This is a genomic window from Xanthomarina sp. GH4-25, assembly GCF_045363175.1.
In the GTDB taxonomy this organism is placed as follows: domain Bacteria; phylum Bacteroidota; class Bacteroidia; order Flavobacteriales; family Flavobacteriaceae; genus Xanthomarina.
In genome coordinates, this window is record NZ_JBJFLO010000009.1 from 83291 (window position 1) to 107443 (window position 24153).

The 24153-nt window shown below is 33.0% G+C and carries 23 protein-coding genes and 1 pseudogene; 10 read left to right on the forward strand and 14 right to left on the reverse strand.

The window, feature by feature from the left end; all coding sequences use genetic code 11:
* The first annotated feature begins 217 nt into the window (after window positions 1-217).
* The 4 genes from ACI5KZ_RS13345 (at window position 218) to ACI5KZ_RS13360 (ending at window position 3078) form a co-directional block, all read left to right on the forward strand.
* Complete coding sequence (locus tag ACI5KZ_RS13345) at window positions 218-1192, forward strand: alpha/beta hydrolase family protein (RefSeq protein ID WP_406847897.1); 975 nt, start codon at window positions 218-220, stop codon at window positions 1190-1192.
* Window positions 1189-1830: an alpha/beta hydrolase gene (locus ACI5KZ_RS13350; protein ID WP_406847898.1), complete on the forward strand. Its 642-nt coding sequence runs from the start codon at window positions 1189-1191 to the stop codon at window positions 1828-1830. Before ACI5KZ_RS13345 ends, ACI5KZ_RS13350 begins: the two co-directional genes overlap by 4 nt.
* Before the next feature lie 90 nt (window positions 1831-1920).
* Window positions 1921-2175, forward strand: a complete 255-nt coding sequence (locus ACI5KZ_RS13355) for a class I SAM-dependent methyltransferase (RefSeq protein WP_406847899.1) — start codon at window positions 1921-1923, stop codon at window positions 2173-2175.
* Window positions 2176-2340: 165 nt separating this feature from the next.
* Entirely contained in the window at window positions 2341-3078 is a 738-nt protein-coding gene (locus ACI5KZ_RS13360; RefSeq protein WP_406847900.1) for a YoaK family protein, read from the forward strand.
* A 401-nt stretch (window positions 3079-3479) separates the two neighbouring features.
* On the opposite strand, the gene ACI5KZ_RS13365 is transcribed toward ACI5KZ_RS13360, so the two are convergent.
* From ACI5KZ_RS13365 to ACI5KZ_RS13375, 3 genes and pseudogenes are all read right to left on the reverse strand, one after another.
* On the reverse strand, window positions 3480-5186 hold the full coding sequence (locus ACI5KZ_RS13365) for a T9SS type A sorting domain-containing protein (RefSeq protein WP_109308039.1): 1707 nt from the start codon (window positions 5184-5186) through the stop codon (window positions 3480-3482).
* 198 nt (window positions 5187-5384) lie between these two features.
* Window positions 5385-7307, reverse strand: a pseudogene (acs, locus tag ACI5KZ_RS13370) (acetate--CoA ligase); the annotation flags it as partial.
* Window positions 7308-7425: 118 nt separating this feature from the next.
* Window positions 7426-8808, reverse strand: coding sequence for an alanine/glycine:cation symporter family protein (locus tag ACI5KZ_RS13375; protein WP_406847901.1), 1383 nt, complete (start codon window positions 8806-8808; stop codon window positions 7426-7428).
* A gap of 127 nt (window positions 8809-8935) precedes the next feature.
* Between ACI5KZ_RS13375 and ACI5KZ_RS13380 the strand changes: the two genes are divergently transcribed.
* Together ACI5KZ_RS13380 and ACI5KZ_RS13385 are read left to right on the forward strand one after the other, a co-directional pair.
* Complete coding sequence (locus tag ACI5KZ_RS13380) at window positions 8936-9304, forward strand: RNA methyltransferase (protein ID WP_406847902.1); 369 nt, start codon at window positions 8936-8938, stop codon at window positions 9302-9304.
* A gap of 121 nt (window positions 9305-9425) precedes the next feature.
* A complete protein-coding gene (locus tag ACI5KZ_RS13385; protein WP_109308035.1) occupies window positions 9426-10013 on the forward strand; it encodes a hypothetical protein in 588 nt (195 codons plus the stop codon).
* A gap of 161 nt (window positions 10014-10174) precedes the next feature.
* On the opposite strand, the gene ACI5KZ_RS13390 is transcribed toward ACI5KZ_RS13385, so the two are convergent.
* The 3 genes from ACI5KZ_RS13390 to ACI5KZ_RS13400 all read right to left on the reverse strand — a co-directional run bounded on the left by ACI5KZ_RS13390 (window position 10175) and on the right by ACI5KZ_RS13400 (window position 12932).
* Entirely contained in the window at window positions 10175-11125 is a 951-nt protein-coding gene (locus ACI5KZ_RS13390) for a phosphoribosylaminoimidazolesuccinocarboxamide synthase (RefSeq protein ID WP_406847903.1), read from the reverse strand.
* 122 nt (window positions 11126-11247) lie between these two features.
* Entirely contained in the window at window positions 11248-11769 is a 522-nt protein-coding gene (locus ACI5KZ_RS13395) for a hypothetical protein (protein ID WP_406847904.1), read from the reverse strand.
* A gap of 209 nt (window positions 11770-11978) precedes the next feature.
* Window positions 11979-12932 (reverse strand): PhoH family protein, encoded by a 954-nt coding sequence (locus ACI5KZ_RS13400; RefSeq protein ID WP_406847905.1) that lies wholly within the window; start codon window positions 12930-12932, stop codon window positions 11979-11981.
* Window positions 12933-13043: 111 nt separating this feature from the next.
* On the opposite strand from ACI5KZ_RS13400, the gene ACI5KZ_RS13405 reads away from it, so the two are divergent.
* The 4 genes from ACI5KZ_RS13405 (at window position 13044) to dnaN (ending at window position 17868) form a co-directional block, all read left to right on the forward strand.
* Window positions 13044-13880, forward strand: coding sequence for an S-adenosyl-l-methionine hydroxide adenosyltransferase family protein (locus ACI5KZ_RS13405; protein WP_406847906.1), 837 nt, complete (start codon window positions 13044-13046; stop codon window positions 13878-13880).
* 13 nt (window positions 13881-13893) lie between these two features.
* Complete coding sequence (locus tag ACI5KZ_RS13410) at window positions 13894-14190, forward strand: putative quinol monooxygenase (RefSeq protein ID WP_109308030.1); 297 nt, start codon at window positions 13894-13896, stop codon at window positions 14188-14190.
* A gap of 48 nt (window positions 14191-14238) precedes the next feature.
* A complete protein-coding gene (gldG, locus tag ACI5KZ_RS13415) occupies window positions 14239-16620 on the forward strand; it encodes a gliding motility-associated ABC transporter substrate-binding protein GldG (protein WP_406847907.1) in 2382 nt (793 codons plus the stop codon).
* A 129-nt stretch (window positions 16621-16749) separates the two neighbouring features.
* On the forward strand, window positions 16750-17868 hold the full coding sequence (dnaN, locus tag ACI5KZ_RS13420) for a DNA polymerase III subunit beta (RefSeq protein ID WP_109308028.1): 1119 nt from the start codon (window positions 16750-16752) through the stop codon (window positions 17866-17868).
* 111 nt (window positions 17869-17979) lie between these two features.
* On the opposite strand, the gene ACI5KZ_RS13425 is transcribed toward dnaN, so the two are convergent.
* From ACI5KZ_RS13425 to ACI5KZ_RS13460, 8 genes are all read right to left on the reverse strand, one after another.
* On the reverse strand, window positions 17980-19041 hold the full coding sequence (locus ACI5KZ_RS13425; RefSeq protein WP_406847908.1) for an AI-2E family transporter: 1062 nt from the start codon (window positions 19039-19041) through the stop codon (window positions 17980-17982).
* Window positions 19042-19052: 11 nt separating this feature from the next.
* Window positions 19053-20429, reverse strand: a complete 1377-nt coding sequence (locus tag ACI5KZ_RS13430) for an efflux transporter outer membrane subunit (protein WP_165815775.1) — start codon at window positions 20427-20429, stop codon at window positions 19053-19055.
* A complete protein-coding gene (locus ACI5KZ_RS13435) occupies window positions 20416-21447 on the reverse strand; it encodes a hypothetical protein (RefSeq protein WP_406847909.1) in 1032 nt (343 codons plus the stop codon). The genes ACI5KZ_RS13430 and ACI5KZ_RS13435 overlap by 14 nt, the downstream gene beginning before the upstream one ends.
* Entirely contained in the window at window positions 21437-22510 is a 1074-nt protein-coding gene (locus ACI5KZ_RS13440; RefSeq protein WP_406847910.1) for an HlyD family secretion protein, read from the reverse strand. The genes ACI5KZ_RS13435 and ACI5KZ_RS13440 overlap by 11 nt, the downstream gene beginning before the upstream one ends.
* Window positions 22510-22950: a potassium channel family protein gene (locus ACI5KZ_RS13445; RefSeq protein ID WP_109308022.1), complete on the reverse strand. Its 441-nt coding sequence runs from the start codon at window positions 22948-22950 to the stop codon at window positions 22510-22512. The genes ACI5KZ_RS13440 and ACI5KZ_RS13445 overlap by 1 nt, the downstream gene beginning before the upstream one ends.
* 245 nt (window positions 22951-23195) lie before the next feature.
* Window positions 23196-23534: a DUF4870 domain-containing protein gene (locus ACI5KZ_RS13450; protein WP_109308021.1), complete on the reverse strand. Its 339-nt coding sequence runs from the start codon at window positions 23532-23534 to the stop codon at window positions 23196-23198.
* Window positions 23535-23617: 83 nt separating this feature from the next.
* Window positions 23618-23827 (reverse strand): DUF2892 domain-containing protein, encoded by a 210-nt coding sequence (locus ACI5KZ_RS13455; protein ID WP_406847911.1) that lies wholly within the window; start codon window positions 23825-23827, stop codon window positions 23618-23620.
* Between the two features lie 18 nt (window positions 23828-23845).
* Window positions 23846-24151: a hypothetical protein gene (locus ACI5KZ_RS13460; RefSeq protein WP_406847912.1), complete on the reverse strand. Its 306-nt coding sequence runs from the start codon at window positions 24149-24151 to the stop codon at window positions 23846-23848.
* Window positions 24152-24153: the final 2 nt, after the last annotated feature.

Sequence of the window (24153 nt, forward strand, 5' to 3'; positions counted from 1 at the left end):
CAATCCTTATTGACTTGTACGAATATTCAAGGTATCATTTTCCTAAATAATTACTATATTAGCTACTGTTCTTAAGACACTCCAAAGACACATTATTTAGCCTTTAATAAATAAACTTTTTTACTAGCTTGAAATACCATTTAAAAGTACTGCTAAAAAGGCGTTTCTTAAATGAAATGATTTCTATATTATAATTAACAACTACTAAAAGCAACAGATGAATTATTGTAAAGTCTTCTTTTTTATTTTGATAGGCACCTTTATACAAGCACAAAACAACCATTTACTTCTCGAAAAAAATCTAATTACAAACATTGAGGACACTCCAATTTACAATTATTTAACCGAAGACATAGCTGGAACCAGACACTGGAAAGAGTCCTTTAAATTTATGGATAGTATAAAGATTTACGCCATAAGTTATTTAAGCGATGGTTTAAAAGTTAATGGCTTTTTAGTGATGCCAAAGCAGACAGGTACGTATCCTTGTATTATTTATAACAGAGGTGGAAATAGAGATTTCGGGGCACTTAAAATAGCACAAGCTGCTATCTTTCTTGGTGAAGTTGCAAAAGAAGGCTATGTCGTTATAGCCAGTCAATACAGAGGTAATGCTGGTAGCGAAGGACAAGAAGAGTTTGGTGGTAAGGACGTGAATGATGTAACCATTTTACCCGAAGTTTTAGAAGAAATTGAAGAAGCAGACACTCAACGTATTGGTATGTATGGCTGGAGCAGAGGTGGGATGATGACTTATATTGCATTAACTAAAATGAATAACATTAAAGCAGCTGTTGTTGGTGGTGCCATTTCAGATTCTTTTAGTACCATTAAAGACAGACCTGGTATGGAAACTGGTGTTCTGGCAGAATTAATACCAGATTACGAAGAAAATAAAGACATAGAATTAAACAAGCGTTCTGCTGTAAAGTGGGCTGATACGTTTTCAAAACATGTTCCTATTCTTATGCTTCATGGGAATGCCGATTGGCGTGTTAAGCCAGAACAAAGCTTAAATCTCGCATTGGAATTTGAAAAATATAGGATTCCATATAGGTTAATCATCTTTGAAGGTGGAGACCATGGTATTACAGAATACAGACAAGAAGTAAAGAATCAAGTAATTAATTGGTTTGATAGATATTTAAAACATAATGAGCCTTTACCAAACATGGAATATCACGGAAAATGAAAATACGACTAATCATTGGAATCTTTTGTTACACAATCTTGTTTGGTTGTACTATGGATAATGACGACCGATATGTTTTCTTTCTTCATAACCGGTTTTTAGAAGAGCATGAATTAAATGACGTACATCCAGAATATGGACAGACAGCATATTTGGAAATAATCAAGAGCTTTGAAGAAAGTGGTTTTAAAGTAATTAGTGAAAAAAGAAACGGGAATGTTAATGCAAGAGATTATGCTTTTGGTCTGGTGAATCAAATAGACAGTCTAATAAACATTGGAACTAAACCAAATAACATAACAGTAGTTGGAACATCTAAAGGAGGTTATATTGCTCAATATGTTTCAACTTTAGCAGAAAATCCCGATTTAAACTTTGTTTTTATTGCTAGTTATAGAGATTCAGACATTCAAAACATTCCAGAAATTAATTATTGCGGACATATTTTAACCATTTACGAAAAATCTGATCCCTTTGGTGTTTCTGCAATAGAAAGAAAGACAACTTCCTCTTGTAAAATCAACCACTTTAAAGAAATTGAACTTCATACAGGTTTGGGACACGGTTTTTTATTTAAACCTCTAAAAACATGGATAGAGCCTACGGTTAAATGGGCTAATGGATATTATAACAATTAACCACTGTAACTTATTACAATAAACCATGGATAAACACTTGGAAACATGCCATACTTGGAATAAATTAGTTAAACTCTATCAAGATGTCTTATGGATTTTGACTTATACAATGATACTTATGATGCTTTTTTTGATGTTCTTCCAGAAGCTAATGCATCTGTTTTAGATATAGGCTGTGGCTCAAGAAACATCACCAAATATCTATTATCCAAAAACCCTAAATTGCAAATAACAGGAGCCGACCTATCTAAAAACATAATTGCGCTTGCAAAAAAGTTTCTGAAACCAGATGGAACCGTTAAGGAACACACCATTTTAATATTAAAGAAACAGCTACAGCCTTAAAGTTATCTTATTAAGACTTTCTGTTTATATTAAGTAGATTTTTATGTCTCATTCGTATTCCTTTTATTATTTTAGTACAACTAATATTTCTAATAAAATGGATGAAAACATTGTGATTCATACCATATTCAGGCAATTTAAAAATCAGTATAAAATGGAAACAACATGTTTAAACATCAAGGTAAAAGTAGAACGTTAATCCATAATCTAAGAATTGCTTCTGTTTTATCTTTTGTGGCTGGTATAGTAAATGTTACTGGGTATTTGTCTTTTAAGCAATTAACGACAAATGTTACGGGTCATTTTGCTTTGTTTATAAATGATGTAGCCGATTTAAATTTTTGGAAAGGCACTATTTATTTCCTTTATATTTTTTCATTTCTTTTTGGCTCGTTTCTTTCTAGCTTTTTAATTGACACTTTTAAGAATAATAAACAACTCAATGTATTTATAATACCAACAATCATCGAGGGTCTCATTTTATTATCAATTGGCATCACGAGTAATTTTATAGACATAAAATCACCAGACTTTATTATATGTTTACTGCTTTTTGCTATGGGTCTACAAAATTCTTTAGTTTCTAAAATCTCAAATGCCATAGTTAGAACCACACACCTTACTGGTCTTTTTACAGATTTGGGAATAGACATATCTCATTTGTGTTTTCCTAACTTGTACCCACAAAGAGACAAACTAAAATCAAATATTAAACTGCGCATGTATATTATTTCATTCTTTTTTGCAGGTGGTCTAATTGGTGGTTTTTTATATGCCTCATTTCACTTAAAATTAAACACACTTATTTTTGGAGCTTCAATTTTATTCTTTAGTTTGTTTTACGATGACATGAGATATCGATTAATAAAAACTAAAAGAAAATTTATCCAAAGAAAAAAATAGCACACAACTCTAAATAGATATAGGTTTATTGGTACTAACTGATAACAATCGGTTATAATTGTCAGTAATAAGTCATATTTAATATTAATTATCTCTAAAAAAGTTTTTTTTAGGATTAATTAAGAAGGCATCTTAAAATTGATTTATAAAATAATATAAGTAGATGTATGCTGACTTAGTGAAACTTCATATATTTTGTATCCTAAAAACAATACGAATGCTTATCTCCAAATAAGCTATTGATATTTAAATACATTTTTGTGTATATATAATTGGAATAAACCGAGTAGAGTTATTCACTTGTTGTACTTCATTACCTGAAATCGCTAACCAATGATAAAATTAATTAGAAAAACAAGATACAATTTAATGAAAAATATGAGACTTAATAAACCTTCTAATTATTTAAAGATAACTTTTAAAACTTTCGATTGTCCGTTTACTTTTAAATTAATAAAATAGACACCAGATGCTAATTTAGCTCCAGCTGAGTTTGTTCCATTCCATTTAACTTGTTTCTTGCCTACAACGTTTTCATCAAGAAGTGTTATTTTCTTTATTCCAAGAATATCAAAGACTTCAAGGGTGATTTTCTCATTATTTTTACAAAAAAATTCAATCGTTACTTGTTCACTAAATGGATTTGGATACCATTTAATTTGGAATTCATTAAAAAATGAAAATTCGTTTATTCCGAGTAAATGTGGTGTGATATAAGTATAGAACACGTCTTGTCCACCATTAATTGTATTCGTCCATGATAAATGAGCACCATTATTATCTGAAACCATATCCATATAATCGCCCATTTTATCTTGTTGTGGATAACCTATATGAGGATCGAAAACTGGAGAGAGTTTCATGTTGGGAGACCAAGTTGTTCCTTGATCTTCAGAATACGAAAAATATAAAGCTGTAGAATCGCTCCCTGCTATTCCATCTCGCGTATCCAGCCAAGCCATGTCAATTCTTCCGTTAGGCGCTACCGACATAGTGCCAAACCATTGCACATTGTTTTCACTAGGATCTGTATTAATCCGAACAGGGTCTTCAAAACTCATCCCTCCATCTGTGCTTCTTGCAAACATAAAATCTCCCGGATCGTTATTAGACATTCTAATAACTGAAGCTGCTACATAAACATTGCCTCTTCCAGGGCCATTAGAAACATCGACATCTACCCAAGCTTGACCTAATAACCCTTGCGGATTGATAGTACCACCTAATCCTAAAGAGCCGTCTAAATTTACAAAGCTAGTGGCATCCCAACTTACAGGTGCAATGTTGGGGTTCTTTGCTTGAAGAGATTTTACAACAACTATTGAATTTCCTGATCGCCCTACAACATATAAAACCCCGTCGGTATCTACTGCCATGGTCCCCCAAGAAGGGTTTTCTGCGACTGCCACACAATCTTCAAAGGTATTACTACCATCGGTAGATCGTGTAAATCCCTCTTTCCCACAGGTGGAAAAAGCGGCATTCCAATATGAATAATTATTCCCAGCTCCTACACCTTCTGTTCTGTCAATTCGCATCCATTGTTTATCACCTCCTTGGGCTGGAATTGGTGCTCCCCAATCATTACCACCATCTGTAATTTTAAAAACATCACAAGCATAAGTACTGCGTAAACTATTATAATATAGATTTCCATCCTTATCAAAATCAAGAACAGGGTCAGATCTAAATTCTCCAGGGCTTAAAACTCCAGGAAAAGTCCAAGTTAACCCTCCATCTAAAGAATAAGCATTTCCTGCTTGTCGAAAATTACTGTCTATGGTATCAAATTGACGCCAACCAATTACAATGCGCTCAGGATTGGTTGGATCGACTGCAATTGAAGGTTCATTGGCTGCATCACCAATCATATCATTTCCATCATTATCTACATTCACTTGAACTGTAAAAAAACCATTTCCGTTCATGCTAAAAGACGCTCTTTTAACCATGCTTTCTCGATCTACAGCGATAAAAGCATCGTCAGGGATTTCTTTAGGTAATTCTTGCTTTTCCTGTGCAAGAAAAAAGTTAGTAAATAACAAAAGGGATGTATGCACTAATAATTTGGGAAACCGTATGTATTTATAAGCTTTGATCATTTCCATATCCCCATTTATTTCTCTAAATGTACAATTTAGATTTTAGAACACAAGGTCTTGATTATCAGATTATAAGTGATTTGATTTAATTTCTTTATAATACAGACCGAGCTCAATTTAGCTTAGTATAATTAATCAAACAATAAACGTCACAATTTTTAGAAAAAGAGATATAAGCCATCAACAAATAATAAAAACTACATACTACAACGCTTTATCCATTATATCCTGTACACACTCTGGATTTAATAACGTGCTAGTATCACCCAGATTTTTGGTGTCTTTTTCTGCAATTTTACGTAAAATACGTCTCATTATTTTTCCAGAACGAGTTTTAGGTAAGCCTTCTGTAAATTGTATCTTATCTAATTTAGCAATTGGTCCTATATGGTCTGTAATAATTTGATTAATTTCTTTTCGTAAATTCTCGTGGTTTCTGCTTTCTCCTGAATCTTTTAAGGTCACGTACCCATAAAGCGCTTGTCCTTTAATATCATGTGGAAAACCTACAATTGCACTTTCGGCTACTGCTGGATGCTCATTAATAGCATCTTCAATAGGTGCTGTTCCTAGGTTATGTCCAGAGACAATTATAACATCGTCCACACGACCCGTAATCCTGTAGTATCCAACCTCATCTCGTAAGGCTCCATCTCCTGTAAAGTACATGTTTTTATAGGTAGAAAAATAGGTCTCCTTATATCGTTTATGATTTCTCCAAATAGTTCTAGCCATTGCAGGCCAAGGAAATTTAATACACAAACGCCCTTCTACCTGATTGCCCTTTTGCTCCTCCCCTTGGTCATTCATTAAAGCTGGTTGTACACCTGGGAAAGGTAATGTGGCATAAGTCGGTTTTGTTGGAGTAACATACGGAATGGGAGTTATCATAATTCCACCAGTTTCTGTTTGCCACCAAGAATCTATTATAGGACTCTGCTTTTTTCCAACCACATCGTTATACCAATGCCAAGCCTCTTCGTTTATAGGTTCTCCTACAGAACCCAATACTTTTAGAGAGGTTAAATCGTATTGCTCAACCAATTCTGAACCCTGTTTTGCTAAGGCACGAATAGCTGTTGGTGCAGTATAAAACTGTGTAACTTTATGGTTTTGAACAATCTCCCAAAAACGTCCAAAATTTGGATAATGAGGAACACCTTCAAAAAGAACCGTTGTAGCACCATTAGCTAAAGGTCCATAAACAATATAACTATGTCCTGTAATCCAACCAATATCAGCCGTACACCAATACACATCATCTTCTCTATATTGAAAAGCATTTTTAAAGGTATATGCTGTATATACCATATAACCTGCAGTAGTATGTACCATTCCTTTAGGTTTGCCTGTAGAACCAGATGTATATAAAATAAATAACGGATCTTCTGCATCCATAATTTCTGCTTTCCCTTCTGGTGAAGCAGCATCTAATAGCGGTTGTAACCATATGTCGCGACCTGCTTTCATTGTTATTTCAGATTGAATTCTTTTGGCAACCAGAACTGTTTTAACACCAGGACAAGACTCTAAAGCTTCGTCCACAATCCCTTTTAAATCGATGGTTTTCGAGCCTCTATATGAACCATCAGCTGTAATTACCATTTTACAATCGGAATCGTTAATTCGTGTAGACAATGCCGATGAAGAAAAGCCGGCAAATACCACAGAATGTATGGCTCCAATTCTAGCACATGCTAACACAGAAATAGCTAATTCGGGAATCATAGGTACATAAATACACACACGATCGCCTTTTTTTATGCCTTGTTCTTTTAACACATTGGCAAATTTGTTTACCCGTTGGTATAATTGTCTATACGTAATATGTTCTGCTGGCTCATCCGGATTATTTGGTTCAAATAGAATGGCCGTTTTATCGCCTCTGGTTGCTAAATGTCTATCGATGCAGTTTTCGGTGATATTCAATTTAGCGCCTTTAAACCACGACACTTCTGGTTTCTTAAAGTCCCATTCTAAAACCTGATCCCATTTTTTTCGCCATAGAAAATGCTCCTCAGCAATTTCTTCCCAAAAATTTTCTGGTTCGCGAATGGATTTTCTATATACTTGATAGTACTCTTCTAAATGTTTGATGTGATAATTACTCATTAGCTCTTTCTGTCTTTTAAGACATCTTTCCCAATGAGAAAGAGTCTATTGATTCATATTTAGGTTAAAAATAAACATTTTTAGTTTGTTGCAAAACTGTTTTAGATGTTCTACTTATTATTATAAATAGTCACTAGACGTCTTTTGATTCATGAAGTCTTCTAAAGTAAGATTTTATCTCTTTAATAACTCGTGGAGCCATGATTAAGGTGGCTGTCATAGTTGGAATAGCCATTAAAGCAAAAAAGCCATCAATTAAATTAATCATCATAGCCAAAGAGGTTGTTGCACCCATAATAATACTGGCAATGTAAATGTAATTGTAATAATGTTTGTTGTCTGCTCCACATAAAAAGGACATACATTTAGTTCCATAATAGGAATATGAAAATAAAGATGAAATACTAAACACAGCAATACAAATCAATAACAAATACTTTCCAACACCAGGCATAGCATTACCAAAAGCTGAAGCTGTTAAGCTCACCCCATTCGCATCGGTTGTTTGCCAAACGCCAGTAACCAAAATAGCCAAGGCTGTTAGTGTACAAACTAACAAAGTATCAATAGCAGGTCCCAACATAGCCACTAGACCTTCGCGAACTGGTTCATTTGTTTTTGCAGCACCATGCGCCATAGGTGCTGTGCCAATACCAGCTTCGTTTGAAAAGGCACCACGTCTGATACCTAATAATATCAATCCGCCAACAACACCACCTAGAAAGGAGTCTCCTTTATAATTTGTGGCTGCAAAAGCATCTGTAAAAATCATAACGAAGTATTTAGGAACCACATCATAATTAACTATCAAGATAAATAATACTAATACAAAATATAACAAAACCATACTTGGCACCAGTTTAGAAGCCACTTTACTAATTCTATTTAAACCTCCAAGAATTACTACCGATGTAATTACTACTAAAACAATCCCTATAATCAAATTCGAACTAAAACCAGTTTCCACACCATTTGGAACCAGTAAAATATCGTTTATCGCCTGGGTTAATTGATTTACATTAAAAACCGGCAATGCACCAACCAAACCACATAAACTAAAAAATACAGCTAAAGGTTTCCATTTTTTTCCTAAGCCTTCAACAATAAAATACATGGGACCTCCTTGAATCTTTCCATGACTATCCTTCCCTCGATACATAATGGCTAAGGTTGATGTAAAGAATTTGGTACTCATTCCCACTACTGCACTTATCCACATCCAGAACACAGCTCCTGGACCACCAATGGAAATAGCTACAGCTACACCAGCAATGTTTCCCATTCCTATGGTAGAAGACAAGGCCGTGGTTAGAGCTTGAAAATGACTAATTTCGCCTGCATCATTAGGGTCGTCGTATTTACCACGTAATACCTGTAAGGCATGACCCAGATATCGAAAAGGTAAAAATTTAGAAAGTATTAATAAATATAAACCTCCTCCAATAAGCAAGATCAATAAAGGTAATCCCCAAGCATAGGAAGCGAAGTCTGAAATAAGTTGGTTGAGTTGTTCCATAAGATGTTAATCCTTTTTAATTGTATTAAAACGAATTTGATAAAATTAAATAAAATAAAATTGTAAATACCATAAAGTAAAATCTATAGGTATCTTTATAACCTTTCAAACTCAATAAAGCAAAAAAATGGCATACGATGAATTTTTAGCCGATAGAATTAGACAGCAATTAAAAGAAAAACAACAACCATTTACCGAATTAAATATGATGGGAGGCTTGTGCTTTAAAGTCGATAACAAAATGCTTTGTGGCATCCATATAGACAAGAAATATGGCGACAGTCTGCTTATGGCTAGAATTGGTGAAGATGCCTATACAGAAGCCATAAAAAAAGACCATTGTTTACCTATGGATTTTACTGGAAGACCAATGCGTGGCTATATTTTTGTAACACCAGATGGTTTTGATACAGAAGCAGATTTATCTTTTTATTTAGAGTTATGTCTGGCTTTTAACCCTTTAGCCAAAGCCAGTAAACCCAAAAAGAAAAAATAGTTTTTTACGTAGTACTACGTTTAGATTTTATGCTTAAAAATGGCTAACTTCGTTTAACAGTAGATATAAACAATTAAAAAAGTTGATATCAAGACGTTGCCAACAAGTTGAAAAAAAACGTATGAATAGAATAATAATCGGACTGATTTTAATAATTAGTTCACTAAACTTAACCTTTGGACAGAATTTACAAGAAGGACAAAAAAGATGGAGTTCTGACCAAAAACTAACAATTGAGGATTTTAAAATCAAAATCAGCGATGAAAATAATGATGTCGTTTTCAGCCAATTTATGATTTCACACGCAATCGGCGGATTTGACTTTATGAAACGCAATCTGAATCAAAAAATAGAAAATATATTTCTTGGCAATGCTTCGTGGATAGACACCACAAAAGTTGCTGACATTCAAAAACAAATTGACTTTCAACAAATGCAATTTGACCTTGCCGAAATTCACGCAAGAAAATTTAGAAAAAGAGCATTGGAAAATAAAGGACAAATCGCAAAAGGATTTGACATTATAAACCAAATCAACAACGACATTATGACTGAATTTTCTAAAAGTCGTCTAGAATTGGTAAAAGAAACTGAAAGCGGGCGAAACGTACAAAAAATCGTGGAATGGAAAGAGAAAATAGCAACTGAATTAAAAGAATTGGACGAGTTTAGTTACGAGAACAAAAAGAAAATCAAAACGGAAAAATAAAACCAGTTGGCAACACCGTATAAAATTAATTGCTGGTGCAAGCTTGCTTACGAAAATCCTCGCGGATTTTCTATTCGGTTTGTATTTGCTAAATTAGTTGCTTAAACACGCCACTAATCATACACAAACCCGTTTAACGAAATTCTAAAAATCCTGTTAAGCTAGTTTCCCTTTAAATATTTCAAAACATTCGCTTCTATACGGTCCTGTATATTAGACACATCTGCTTTTATAAAGGTTTCGCCAGTAATGTTTTCGAAAAGTTCTATATAACGTTCACTAACCGTTGTTATGTATTCGTCGGACATTTCTGGAACCGTTTGTCCTTTCAAGCCTTGGAAATTATTAGCAATTAACCATTGGCGTACAAACTCTTTAGAGAGTTGTTTTTGTGCTTCACCTTTATCTTGTCGTTCTTGATAGCCATCTGCATAGAAATAGCGAGACGAATCTGGTGTGTGGATTTCATCAACCAGAACAATCTTACCATCTTTCGTTTTTCCGAATTCGTATTTAGTATCAACTAAAATCAGACCTCTGGAAGCTGCAATTTCAGAACCACGTTGAAACAATTTTCTGGTGTAATCTTCCAACACCAAATAATCGGCTTCAGTGACAATACCTTTTTTAATAATGTCTTCTCTAGAAATATCTTCGTCATGGTCTCCCATTTCAGCTTTAGTTGCAGGTGTAATTATTGGATTAGGAAATTTATCGTTTTCTTTCATCCCTTCTGGCATGTTCACACCACAAAGCATACGTTTTCCTGCTTTATATTCTCTGGCTGCATGACCAGACATATAACCACGAATTACCATTTCTACTTTAAAGGTGTCGCATAAATGTCCAACAGCCACATTTGGGTCTGGAGTTGCTAACAACCAGTTTGGTACTAAATCTTCAGTAGCTTTCATCATTTTGGTCGCAATCTGGTTTAAGATTTGACCTTTGTATGGAATCCCTTTTGGCATGACCACATCGAAAGCCGAAAGCCTATCTGTAGCAACCATAACTAGTAGGTCGTTATTTATATTATAGACCTCCCTTACCTTGCCTTTATAGACACTTTTCTGGTTTGGAAAATTGAAATTGGTATCTGTTATTGTATTCATTAGAAGTAGCCTGTTGGTTGTTATTTGCAAATGTAATTTGTTTCAAATCGACAAACAAATCTAAATAAAAAAAGGAGACATAAATTTGTCTCCTTTAAAGTGTTACTACTATCTATAGCTATTTATTTAAATCGGATGTTATAAGTAATTCCTATACCAACACTTTGTAAATCCAGATCGTATTCTGCAAAAGTGTTTTGATAATAGGCGTAAAAATTCCAGTCTCTGTTATGGTAACCAATTTGCGGGTTAACATACAATCCACCATCATTATTATCTATATTGGCCAAAAAACCATAACCAACATCTGTTCCTAAAAACAATCCGTCTGGTGTAAAGTAATAACGAAAGAATCCTGCAGCAGGAATTACTCCAAAATCTTCAACATGATCTTTACCAAAATAATGGGTGTAACCAGAAGCTAAACCAATGGCTATATTGGGATTAAATAAATACTGTCCTCTAATATCTGCTCCTAAAGTAAATGACGAAGCATCACTTGCATCTCCTACTGGAATTCCGGCAGTTAATCCTGCTTTTAACCATGAGTTATCTGGTGTAATTTCTACATCTTCCATATCTGTTACCTGTGCAAAAACTGGACTAAGTCCTAACATAAATGCTAATAAAATTAATCTTTTCATTGTATCATCGTTTTTTTGGTTCCATACAAATGTCTGCAACTCTAAACGAAAAAAGTTATACAATTTTTGGCAATGTTTATAGAATTATAAGAGGTTGCTATGTATGTATCTGATTTACAACAAAAGAGACTCTTAAAACAAAAAACCAGTTAAATTAACTGGTTTTTAGATACTTTTAATATTTAACTGTCTATAGAAATGACTATTATTTACTCTATATTCTCGATACTTTTATAGGCCTCAATAACCTTCTTAACTAGTTTATGTCTAATGACATCTTTATCATCTAAAAACACCATGCCTACACCTTCTACATTTTTCAAAATCAATAAAGCTTCCTTTAAACCAGAAATGGTTCTTCGTGGTAAATCTATTTGACCTGGATCTCCTGTTAGTAAAAACTTGGCGTCTTTACCCATTCTGGTTAAAAACATTTTCATTTGGGCATGCGTCGTATTCTGTCCTTCATCTAAAATTACAAACGCGTGATCTAAGGTACGTCCTCTCATAAAAGCTAATGGTGCAATTTGTATGGTTCCATTTTCAATGTATTGCGCCAGTTTTTCGGCAGGAATCATATCACGTAAAGCATCATAAAGTGGTTGCATGTATGGATCTAGCTTTTCTTTTAAATCGCCAGGAAGGAATCCTAGATTTTCACCAGCCTCTACGGCAGGTCTAGTTAAAATAATACGTTTAACTTCTTTGTTTTTTAAAGCTTTAACAGCCAGAGCAACACCTGTATAGGTTTTCCCTGTTCCGGCAGGACCAATAGCAAAAACCATATCGTTTTTACGCATAAGCTCTACCAGTTTTCTTTGGTTTGCTGTTTGTGCTTTAATCAACCTACCATTAACACCATGAACAATGGTTTCTCCACTAGCATCACTGGTTGTATAATCTTCTTTACTCTGACTGGTAAGCACACGTTCTATAACATTCTCATCAAGTTTGTTATACTTTATGTAGTGTTCCATAAGCATATTAAAACGCCTGTCAAACTCCTCTAGCTGATCTTCATCTCCGTAGGCTTTTATTTTCGTTCCTCTGGCAACAATTTTAAGTTTGGGAAAGTATTTTTTTAATAATTCAATATGGGTGTTTTGTGCTCCAAAAAATTCTTTAGGAGAGACTTCTTCAAGTTCGATAATGATTTCGTTCAAAAGCTGTGGAATTTAATTAAAATTATCAATTAAGATTTATTAGATTTGTGCTTAAACAAAGCTACACATTTTTAATGTGAGTTGCTTTAAAAAAATATCAACAATTAGTCCATGCCAATTATAACTTTAACAACAGATTTTGGAGAGAAAGATCACTTTGCTGGCGCAGTTAAAGGAGCTATTTACAGCGAAATATCTGAGATGAAAATTGTTGATATCTCGCATTCTGTGTCTCCATTTAACATTCCAGAAGCTGCTTATATTATTCTAAATGCTTATAATAGTTTTCCAAAAGGAACCATTCATATAATTGGCATAGACTCTGAAATTAATATGGAGAATAAGCATATTGCTATGAAGCTTGACGACCATTATTTTATTTGTGCTAACAATGGCATTATGAGTATGATTTGTGCCGAAATAGCACCAGAACAAATTGTTGAAATAAATATTCACGACCGTATCGAAACTAGTTTTCCAGCGCTAGATGTTTTTGTTAAAGTAGCTTGCCATATAGCAAGAGGTGGTACATTAGATGTAATTGGAAAAGTAATACACAATATAAAACCTATAAAAAATATTATTCCATATGTAAACGACGAGCAAAACCAAATTGTTGGAAGCGTTATTTATATTGATAACTATGGAAATGTAATAAGTAATATTAAGAAAGCCTTTTTTGAGAAAATTCAACAAGGAAGAGCTTTCGAAATTTCTGCAAGAAATTATACCTTTAAAAAAATATACACCAAATACAGTGATGTTGTAAATTTTGAAACACCTGTTGAGAAAAGAAACGATGAAGGGAAAAGCCTGGTTGTATTTAATTCTTCAAATTATCTTGAAATAGCTATTTATAAAAGCAACAGCCAAACCTCTGGAAGTGCTTCCACACTCATGGGATTAGATATTATGGACGCCATTAGTGTAAAATTTTTAAATGACTAATTTTAAAAAAACTATGTTTGTAAGAATTGTTAAATTGAGTTTCAATGAACACCAGATCGAGGAATTTCTTGCAAATTTTGAATTAAATAAAAATCGTATCAGACATTTTAAAGGCTGTCAGTTTTTAGAATTGTATCGAGACAAAACAAATAACAACGTATTTTTTACTTATAGTTATTGGAATAGCGAAGCAGATTTAGAAGCTTACAGGCAATCCGATTTGTTTAAAAATGTGTGGAGCAAAACAAAACCACTATTTAATGCAAAACCAGAAGCCTGGAGTGTGGAGAAGCTGGTTTCTCTTGAATAATGCTTGAAAATTTTTAAATTATTAAGTTTTAACCTTTGAAATAAAAACATGTTCGCCATATTAAAAAAAGAAATAAACTCGTTTTTTGCTTCACCAATTGGTTATTTGGTTATTGCGCTTTTTTTACTGTTAAATGGCCTTATTTTATGGCTTTTTAAAGGCGAATTCAATATTATAGATAATGGCTTTGCAGATTTATCATCCTTCTTTCTTTTAGCACCTTGGGTTTTAATTTTTTTAATTCCTGCTGTAACCATGCGAAGCTTTAGCGATGAAAAAAAACAAGGTACTCTGGAGCTTTTATTAACCAAACCAATCTCTTTATTCAACATTGTTTTAGGAAAATATCTGGGCGCTTTTATTTTAATACTTTTTGCTTTACTACCTACGCTTTTATACGTTTACACAGTATTTCAGTTAGGAAATCCGGTAGGAAATATAGATACAGGCAGTACTTTAGGCTCTTATTTTGGACTGCTTTTTTTAGTAGCAGCTTACACATCTATAGGGGTTTTTACTTCCACACTTTCAGATAATCAAATTGTTGCATTTATTGCGGCCGTTTTTATTTGTATTCTGTTTTATATTGGCTTTGAAGGTGTTGCAGACATGCTATCAAGTTCGTTTATCGAACAATTAGGTATGAATGCACATTACAAAAGTATGAGTCGTGGTGTTCTAGATACACGAGATATTCTTTACTTTTTAAGCATCACTGTATTTTTTCTAGTATTAACTAGCAAACGTATTACAACAAAAGGCATTCAAATAAAAGAAGGTAAAATTTTAATTGGAGTCCTAATTGGTTTATTGGCTTTAAATGCCATCAGTAGTAATTATTATGGACGTTTCGATTTAACCTCAGATAAACGTTATACCATTAGCGAATCTGCCCTAAGTATTATTGACAACGCTAACTCACCCATTCAAATAGATGTCTTTTTAGAAGGAGACGATTTCCCTTCGGAATTTAGGCGACTTCAATTAGAAACTAAGCAGATTCTTGAAGAGTTTGCTTCACATAACAAAAACATTGTCTTTCATTTTTTAGACCCTATTGCCGACGAAGCTAATAGAGACACAAACATCCAGCAATTGAGCAATCGTGGTTTGACACCTATGCAATTAAGTGTTGAAGAAAATGGAAAAAGCAGTCAGGCTGTTATTTTTCCTTGGGCTTTGGCAAGTTACAATGGTGTTACAGTGAAAATTCCTTTGGTAAAAAACAAAATTGGTGCAACGCAACAAGAGTTGGTCAATCATTCCGTACAGCATTTAGAATATGCTTTTGCTGATGGTTTTAGCAAGTTGATAAACCCTAGAAACAAAAAAATAGCCTTCTTAATTGGGAACGGCGAATTGAAAGGCCGTTATATTGAAGATTTCCTCAAAACCGTTTCAGAATATTACAACCTTGCTCCTTTTACTTTAGATAGCGTTGCTAGCAACCCTGAAAAGACACTCGATCAATTAAAAGATTTCGATTTGATTGTTTCGGCCAAACCAACCGAAGCTTTTACTGAAAATGAGAAATTTGTTTTAGACCAATTTACTATGTCTGGTGGCAAAAGTCTTTGGTTAATAGATGCTGTTGCTATGGAAAAAGATAGTCTATACAATACCGGAAAAAGTGTAGCTATTGGAAGAGATTTAAACCTAACCGATTTTTTCTTTAAATATGGTATTAGAATTAATCCTGTGTTAGTAAACGATCTTTACTCCGCTCCTATTACTCTTGCTATTGGCGAAGGTAGCGAAGCGCGTTTTCAGCAATTTCCTTGGTATTACTCTCCTTTGGTAAACCCAGAAAGTCATCATCCTATTGTTAATAATATCAATCTGGTAAAGTTCGATTTTGCCAATCAAATAGACACTTTAAAGAATGCCATTAAGAAAACCATTTTACTTAAAAGTTCGATTCTAACTAAAACCGATGGAACCCCACGGGAAATTAGTTTAGAAATGACTACTGAAGAACCTGATCCAAAGCTTTATAATAAACCATATCAAAACTTAGCTGTTTTGTTGGAAGGTGAATTCATCTCTGTATATAACAATCGTGTGAAACCTTTTACACTTTCGAAAGAAATAAATAATAGCAAACCAACCAAAATGATTGTGGTTGCTGATGGGGATGTTATAAAAAACGAATTAGGTAAAAATGGCCCTATTGAACTAGGGTTCGACCGAAGTTCTGGACAAGTATATGGCAATAAAGAGTTTTTACTGAATGCTGTAAATTACCTTTTAGACGACAATGGACTTATAAACATTCGTTCTAAAGAAATTGAAGTGTCATTTTTAGATTACAAAAAAGCTGCTTCAGAAAAAACCAAATGGCAATTAATTAATATTCTGTTACCATTAGTAATATTGGGTGTTTTCGGATTTATTTTTAACTTTTTCAGAAGAAAGAAATACGCGAAGTAAGTTCGTGAATTCTCTAAAAAATTTCCATTTATAAAGGAATGATTTGTTAATAAGTTTGTTTCCTATATTAGCAGCTATACGATATATTTGTAATAGTAATTAAACGAACTTAAAACGTATTTAATATACATGAAATTTATAGTATCAAGTACCTATTTACTGAAGCAACTGCAAGTTCTTGGAGGTGTTATAAACAACTCGAATACTTTACCTATTTTAGATAATTTTTTATTCGAATTAAACAATTCAGAACTCATCATTTCTGCTAGCGATTTAGAGACTACGATGTCAGCTAAATTAGAAGTAGAAAGCGATAATAGTGGTAATATTGCGGTTCCTGCACGTTTACTTCTAGAAACTTTAAAAACTTTTCCAGAGCAACCTTTAACCTTTGTTGTGGAAGATAATAATACCATAGAAATTAGCTCTAATCATGGAAAATATGCTTTAGCATATGCTGATGGAAACGAATTTCCAAAAGCAGTGTCTTTAGACGATGCTACCTCTACAACCATAACTGGAGATATTCTAGCAACAGCTATTAGTAAAACTATTTTTGCTGCTGGAAATGATGATTTACGACCAGTAATGAGTGGTGTGTTTTTCCAGTTTTCTACAGAAGGATTAACTTTTGTTGCAACAGATGCTCATAAATTAGTTAAATACTCTAGAGAAGATGTTAAAGCTGGTCAAACTACTGAATTTATCATGCCTAAAAAACCTTTAAATCTTTTAAAAGGAATTTTAGCTGCTAGTGATGATGATGTTACGATAGAATATAACGATTCTAACGCAAAATTCACGTTCGAAAACACCGTTTTAATCTGTCGTTTAATAGATGGGAAATATCCAAACTACGAAGCGGTTATTCCAAAAGAGAACCCTAATAGATTGGTTATAGACAGAATGCAGTTTTTAAATTCTGTCCGTCGTGTAAGTATTTTTTCAAATAAAACGACCCATCAAATCCGTTTAAAAATAGCTGGAGCTGAATTAAATATTTCAGCAGAAGATATCGATTACTCTAATAAAGCTGAAGAGCGTTTAACCTGTGATTATCAAGGGGACGATTTACAAATTGGTTTTAACTCACGTTTCTTAACCGAAATGCTGAATAACCTAACTTCTAGCGAAGTGCAACTGGAAATGAGCTTACCAAATAGAGCAGGGATTTTAACGCCTGTCGATGGTTTAGACGAAGGTGAACAGGTTACGATGCTTGTAATGCCTGTGATGTTGAATAGTTAATATTAAAACACTTTCATTTCATTCTCATTACTTCTATTGAGATTAGAGAATAAAAACAAAAAAACCACAACTTTTCAATTGTGGTTTTTTTTATTTATTTTATTGGTAGCCTTATTCGGCCAATACAATCTCTTCTTTACTATCTATCCATGCCATATATAATTTATGTAAAACAGATAATAATACCGTTCCAATAAAAATACCAATAATACCATGTAATAACATGCCTCCTAAAGCTCCAAGTATAATTAAAAGCATAGGTGTTTCTAATCCTTTTGATAATAGAATTGGTTTTAAAACATTATCCAATAATGAAATAATAATAATGTATACCGTAAATATCGTGGCAACAGCAGAACTATCGGAAATGGAATAGGCTATAAAAATTGTTGGTATTACTACAAGAGTTACAGGAATCTGAACTATAGCAGCTATCATGACTATAAATGCAAAAATAGCAGGTCCAGGAATTCCAATAAGTTTAAAGCCTATAAAGCACAAGAAAGCTTGAATTATCGCAACAAACAAAATACCCTTAACCACATTCCTTACAGTATCTCTTGCTATTAATAACATCTCTGTTCCTTTTATATCTCCTACCAACTTGTTTGCAAAATCGCTAGCCGATTGAAAAGCTCCTTTGGCATTAGACATAAATACCACTGCAATAATAAATGATATTAAAAAAGATAAGATAGTACCTATAAGTCCTGTAAATCTTTTTATAGTACTACTTCCTTTTTCTAATAAAAAGTCTTTATGCTTGATTGCATAGTTCTTAGAATTAACTGAAAGTTCCTGCCAATTATTATATACTCGTTCACCAAAAACTGGCCAGTCTTTTACTTTTTCAGATGGAGGTGTGATTTTCAGTTCATTATTTTGAATTGCCGTAAGAGTATCATTCAAATTGCTAAACAATGAACTTACCATAGAATAAGTTGGTACAATTAATAAAGCGACAACAACAATTGTAAAGATAAACGTGGCTTTCTTTTTATGCTTTTCTCCAAAAACACTAAGAAGTTTTTGAAATAATGGAAATAATGCTACAGCTAAAATTACTCCCCAAGTAAAAACTCCGATAAACGGTTTAATTAGAAAGAATCCCCAAAGGATTAATAAAGAAAGAACGATTAACCTGATAAATTCTGTGATTGTAAATGATTTCATAATGATGTAGTTTAATTGGTTTGTTGGTTTTGTTGGTTCCATCCACCTCCTAAAGCTAAGTATAATTTTACAACAGATTGCAATTGTGACTTATAACTTTCGGAAGCTGTTAATTGAACATTAAAAAAAGTAGTTTGTACGTTTAAAAATTCTAAAAAAGAGGTTGCACCTTCATTGTATCGAACCCAAGCCAAATTATATGCTTCTTCTGCTAATTTTAATTGGTGTGCACGTATTTTAACCTCTTTTTTATAGGTTTCAATAGCTATTAATGCATCCTCAATTTCTTGAAAAGCCAATAGATAAGCTTGTTTATAATCCAGTATCATTCTATTGTATTGCTCTTCTTCTATAGCAATGGTGTTATTTATGCTATTGCCGTTAAAAATAGGTCCAAACATGTTTCCTAATAGGTTCCCAAAAATGGCTGAAGGATCTAATAATTGTGCCCCTAAAGTAAAATCAATTTGAAAGTTAGGGTATTTAAATGTTTCTGCAGCTCCAAGCTTTGCTAATTGTGCTTTAAGCTGTATTTCTGAACTTAAAATGGATGGACGACGTCTTAATAATCCAGCTGGTACACCAACTGGCAATTCGGAAGGAAAAACTTGCTCTTCTAATTTTTTTCCTCTTGGAATATCTCTTGGCAAACTTCCTAAAACTGTACTAATAGCATTCTCTATTTGCCTTCTAGACCTGTACAATGTTTGCATTGTTACTTGAACATCTTTTAAACTAATGCTAATTTGATTGACATCTACTTTTGAAATAAACCCACCATCATAGCGTGCATCAATAATAGCCTTGTATTTTTCCATGGAAGCTTCCATTTGCTCAGAAACATAAATTTTATTATCTATATCTCTCAATGTAAAATATAATTCTGCTATTTGAGATACCAAAGTTGCCTTTACTTCAAAAACTGCCATTTCAGTCGATAAGTAAGTTTGTAAAGCTGCTTCGTTTTGATTGGCAATGCGTCCCCAAACATCTAAAGTATAAGAAACTTGCCCAACTGCTGTAATTGAGTTTTGAAACTTTGGAAACAAGGATGTTTTGGTAGTTTCAGCAGAGAGACCATAATTCACTTCAGGATATAATTGAGCTTTAGAAATTGCTAACTGTAGCTGAGACTGCTTAATTGCAATAATGATGTTTTGTAAGGGCAAATTATTTTCCAATCCTTCAGTTATTAAATCTGTAAGAACGGGATCGTTAAAAAATGTCCACCAATCCGTATTCGCTATACTTAGTGTATCTGTTGTTTTTGTTGAAAAGGATATTGGATCTTCAATTTCAGGAGCTGTAAAATCCTTTTGAACACCACATCCAATGAATGACACACAGAGTAACAAAGCAAAGGCAACATATAGGCTATACCATTTCATTTTCATAGACTCTTGGATCATTAAAATATGTGATAATTTTATAGGCTAAAACAACGTAAACTACTGCCATCCCAATGTAAAACAAACGTTCAACAATGGTTTCTCCAGCTGACGTACTAGAACTTGAAATTAATCCCATAACTAGGAAAAAAGTTCGGAAAGCAATTGTGTAAATAGGCACGGTTTTCTTTCCAGAAAAAATATGATAGGTAAAATATAAACCTATAACAAGGTTTAAAAATATATAGAAAAAGAAGGTAGGTGTAATTGTTAATAAATTATAGGCTATAATGCCACAAACACCTCCAAATACGTTTGCTAGAATAAGGGCAAGACCTTTCTTCGATTTATAAATCATTGGATCTAATCCTAAAATAAGAATAAACACAAAGGTTAATACAAGTGCATTTGGTCTAAAAAAATAAAAGTATAAAACAGCAGGTAAAAGTACCATTAATCCGTTTATGGCTATTTTATCTAAATGATATGTTACTACGTCTTCTTTTTCTTTTGGAGTTTTCTCACTAACTGAAGTTTCTGGGAAAAACATAAAAGCCAATTGGGTAACCCCTAATGCAATAGCGAGATTTATTATCATATCCATTAATATGAGATCCCCTAATGGTTCAGCAGTTAAACTTAAAAAAGGTAATAAAAGGGTTAATATTAAAAATAATAATCTAATTGGTTCAGGAATCTTTACCAATCTAAACGACCAGAAAATTGCAAGTCCTAAAATCAATAAGGTTTCAATAGCATAATCTTGAACAAATCCTCCCAAAAGCAAGCCAAATAAACCAAGAATAAATAACCCTAAAATAGCAGCAATCGATTTTTTAATTCCTATGGCATTCTTCCCTTTATCCAATAACATAAGTGCGAAAATAGCTGAAATTTGAGGCAAAAGAATGTTGTTTACTGTTGCAATCAATAGTGCAGAAACGACACCCAATAAACATCTAATTATGGCTCTAGTTTGCAGAGAAGGTTTGATATTTAAATTTACTTTATCTAACATAAGAAGCTTTTGAAGTAAACCAAATTTTAAACTTTGCTAGGGTGTTTAAAATAAAACTATTACCCGTATAAACAACCACATTGGCCTGACTCCCTTGTCGTAATTTTTTATAAATATCTTGATTTTCAATAGCAATAATAACTGGAAAACGCTGCTGTTCTCTTAACCAACCTTGCTGACTTCTAACGGTTGGTAAATTGGCAGCATTGGTGCTCTGTGTTTTTACACCATAAGCAATACTTGTTACCTTGGCCTTATACACTTCACCTGCGTCAATATCAAACGTAATGGCTGCTTCATCATTAACTTTTAAATGTGTTAAGTTATTTTCAGTAAAATTAGCTTGAATCCAAATAGTTTTGTTTGAAATTAAAGTCGCTAAAGCATGACCTGCAGAGGCAAAATAACCGGTTTCTACATTAAAACTTTCTATAACACCATCGGAAGGTGCAGTAATAACCGTATGCTCTAAATCCCAATTGGCTTTTTCTAACTGATTTATGGCTCCTTTAACCAACGGATTATTAGCATCTGTTGGACCGAGAGCAGCTTTTTGGCCTTCTAAATTAGCTTCAGCTGTCTTTACGCGTTCGATTGCTGATAAATAAGAAGATTCTGAACGATCTCTATCAGCTTCAGACAAAGCTCCTTCATTCTGAGCCATAACACGTTGGGTACGGTCCCAATTCTTTGTGCTACGGTCTAATTGAACACGAGCACTATTTAATTGTGCTGTAGCTGCTTTTAATCCTGAAAGTCCTGCCGTTAAATTTTGTGTTACATTCTCTAAATTAATTTCTGCTTGAGTTACAGCAATCTCAAAGGGTTTTCTATCAATTATAAATAAGGTGTCTCCTTCTTTGACTTCAGAATGCAGACTTACATCCACTCGAGTTACATAACCACTAACCATTGGTGCTAATGACAAATTTAAACCTTGTACACGCGCTTGATTTGTTGAAGGCGTAAACCTGCTAGACAAAACATTAAAAAACATCAAAATAAATGCAAGAATAACTACAATGACACTTATTTTTTTTGCTGAACTTTTTTTTGCTTCCATTAGTTAGAATTTATTCTTTTAAAAATTTGCTGAATTAATGAAAACATGATTGCCGTTGACCATCCAATTAACATAATACCATTAATAGCCTCAATACCAGATAGTAATCTCCAATTGCCAGATAAAGTTAAATCGCCATAACCTAAAGAAGTAAAAGTAACCATAGAAAAATACCAGGCTTCAGAAAAACTAGAAAACAGCATGTTGGTCTCTGGAATAAGCATATAAACAGCTGCCCAAAGCCAAGTTTGGAAAAAATGCAGAATGGAAAAAAATACAAATGAATAAATCAATAATTGCAATACAACTTTCGAAGATTGAAATTTTAACTCATTTTTAAATGAAGGTGCTATTTTTTTAAACCATCTAACATTACCAAATGCTTGAACTACCACATTTATCATTATAATAAAACTTCCTATTATTAGAGAAAAAACCATAAAAAATATCTTAGTTCTTGAAAATTAATCGTTTTTCGTTATCAATAAAAGTCCTTAATTTAGATGCTAGTTTTGTAAAGAGAGCAATAATTAAAATAAACTTTCTTATGCAAAGAAAACAAAAATAATAACTTCTAACATTCTAATAACTTAAAATGCGTTTGTTTCTATTGAATTGCATTGCTTAAAAAACAAAAAATGCCCACAATATTGTGAGCATTTTCAATCCTTTATAACTAAAATTCCTAACTAATAAAATTGAAAGATAAAGGGTATGTTGGAGATTCGCCATTGTTAGCTCTTATTGCATTGATAATTGGAAATATTAATGAAATAAACCCAATAACTATCAAACCTATAATGCCTAATCCTAATAGTAAAATAGCTGGAACACATATAATAGCATATATAATTAAGCTTAACTGAAAATTAATAATACGCTTTCCTTGGTCATCCATTTCTAGAACTCTGTCTTTTTGTGTTACCCATAAAATTAATGGAACTATAAGTCCTCCAAAGCCTGTGATAAAGGTTAACAACTGACTTAAATGTGTAATTACTAATAATTGTTTGTCTGTTCTCATGATGGTGATATTTAATTGATTGATGTACTAATAAGACGAACAATTGATGAAAATGTTACACTTTTAGTTTAAGAAATTACCAATTATTTTACCGAACAACCGACTCCTTCTTTTTTAACACCCAACTTAACAAGAATGGTTTCTAACAAACACCATTTTGTAAAGGCCGATTGAATTAAATTTACTCCTATAAACACTGTAAACCACATCCAATTTTGATCTACATAATACGTCAACACGACACTCAATAGTACCATACTACCTACAATAACTCTAAAATATGTATTTAACATTTTTTCTGATTTTTAAATTTATATCTGTCTTTCTATTGGAACCACAACTGCTCTTACGGCATTATTGGTTTCAATACTTGAATTAAACTCTTTTATTAAACTGAATAAGGCATCTATCTTTTCATCTTCCGTAAAAGAGAAAAACAAACGGGATTCATTACTAAACTGCTCACCTGGAAACCAGCTAGAAGTCATTAATATGGAAGATCCGTTTTTATATCCATCAATATCTGAACTACTAAAATTGTGAATATCTGCATTTTTGAAAAGTTTCAAAACATCCTTTTGAAACTCTTCTACCGAGGTAACAATCACTAATTTCATAT

What these genes read in the sequence shown, in the direction of transcription:
- ACI5KZ_RS13345 (WP_406847897.1), top strand. Translation starts at nt 218, where the DNA reads ATGAATTATTGTAAAGTCTTCTTTTTTATTTTGATAGGCACCTTTATA.
- ACI5KZ_RS13350 (WP_406847898.1), top strand. Translation starts at nt 1,189, where the DNA reads ATGAAAATACGACTAATCATTGGAATCTTTTGTTACACAATCTTGTTT.
- ACI5KZ_RS13355 (WP_406847899.1), top strand. Translation starts at nt 1,921, where the DNA reads ATGGATTTTGACTTATACAATGATACTTATGATGCTTTTTTTGATGTT.
- ACI5KZ_RS13360 (WP_406847900.1), top strand. Translation starts at nt 2,341, where the DNA reads ATGTTTAAACATCAAGGTAAAAGTAGAACGTTAATCCATAATCTAAGA.
- ACI5KZ_RS13365 (WP_109308039.1), bottom strand. Translation starts at nt 5,186, where the DNA reads ATGGAAATGATCAAAGCTTATAAATACATACGGTTTCCCAAATTATTA.
- ACI5KZ_RS13375 (WP_406847901.1), bottom strand. Translation starts at nt 8,808, where the DNA reads ATGGAACAACTCAACCAACTTATTTCAGACTTCGCTTCCTATGCTTGG.
- ACI5KZ_RS13380 (WP_406847902.1), top strand. Translation starts at nt 8,936, where the DNA reads ATGGCATACGATGAATTTTTAGCCGATAGAATTAGACAGCAATTAAAA.
- ACI5KZ_RS13385 (WP_109308035.1), top strand. Translation starts at nt 9,426, where the DNA reads ATGAATAGAATAATAATCGGACTGATTTTAATAATTAGTTCACTAAAC.
- ACI5KZ_RS13390 (WP_406847903.1), bottom strand. Translation starts at nt 11,125, where the DNA reads ATGAATACAATAACAGATACCAATTTCAATTTTCCAAACCAGAAAAGT.
- ACI5KZ_RS13395 (WP_406847904.1), bottom strand. Translation starts at nt 11,769, where the DNA reads ATGAAAAGATTAATTTTATTAGCATTTATGTTAGGACTTAGTCCAGTT.
- ACI5KZ_RS13405 (WP_406847906.1), top strand. Translation starts at nt 13,044, where the DNA reads ATGCCAATTATAACTTTAACAACAGATTTTGGAGAGAAAGATCACTTT.
- ACI5KZ_RS13410 (WP_109308030.1), top strand. Translation starts at nt 13,894, where the DNA reads ATGTTTGTAAGAATTGTTAAATTGAGTTTCAATGAACACCAGATCGAG.
- gldG (WP_406847907.1), top strand. Translation starts at nt 14,239, where the DNA reads ATGTTCGCCATATTAAAAAAAGAAATAAACTCGTTTTTTGCTTCACCA.
- dnaN (WP_109308028.1), top strand. Translation starts at nt 16,750, where the DNA reads ATGAAATTTATAGTATCAAGTACCTATTTACTGAAGCAACTGCAAGTT.
- ACI5KZ_RS13425 (WP_406847908.1), bottom strand. Translation starts at nt 19,041, where the DNA reads ATGAAATCATTTACAATCACAGAATTTATCAGGTTAATCGTTCTTTCT.
- ACI5KZ_RS13430 (WP_165815775.1), bottom strand. Translation starts at nt 20,429, where the DNA reads ATGAAATGGTATAGCCTATATGTTGCCTTTGCTTTGTTACTCTGTGTG.
- ACI5KZ_RS13435 (WP_406847909.1), bottom strand. Translation starts at nt 21,447, where the DNA reads ATGTTAGATAAAGTAAATTTAAATATCAAACCTTCTCTGCAAACTAGA.
- ACI5KZ_RS13440 (WP_406847910.1), bottom strand. Translation starts at nt 22,510, where the DNA reads ATGGAAGCAAAAAAAAGTTCAGCAAAAAAAATAAGTGTCATTGTAGTT.
- ACI5KZ_RS13445 (WP_109308022.1), bottom strand. Translation starts at nt 22,950, where the DNA reads ATGGTTTTTTCTCTAATAATAGGAAGTTTTATTATAATGATAAATGTG.
- ACI5KZ_RS13450 (WP_109308021.1), bottom strand. Translation starts at nt 23,534, where the DNA reads ATGAGAACAGACAAACAATTATTAGTAATTACACATTTAAGTCAGTTG.
- ACI5KZ_RS13455 (WP_406847911.1), bottom strand. Translation starts at nt 23,827, where the DNA reads ATGTTAAATACATATTTTAGAGTTATTGTAGGTAGTATGGTACTATTG.
- ACI5KZ_RS13460 (WP_406847912.1), bottom strand. Translation starts at nt 24,151, where the DNA reads ATGAAATTAGTGATTGTTACCTCGGTAGAAGAGTTTCAAAAGGATGTT.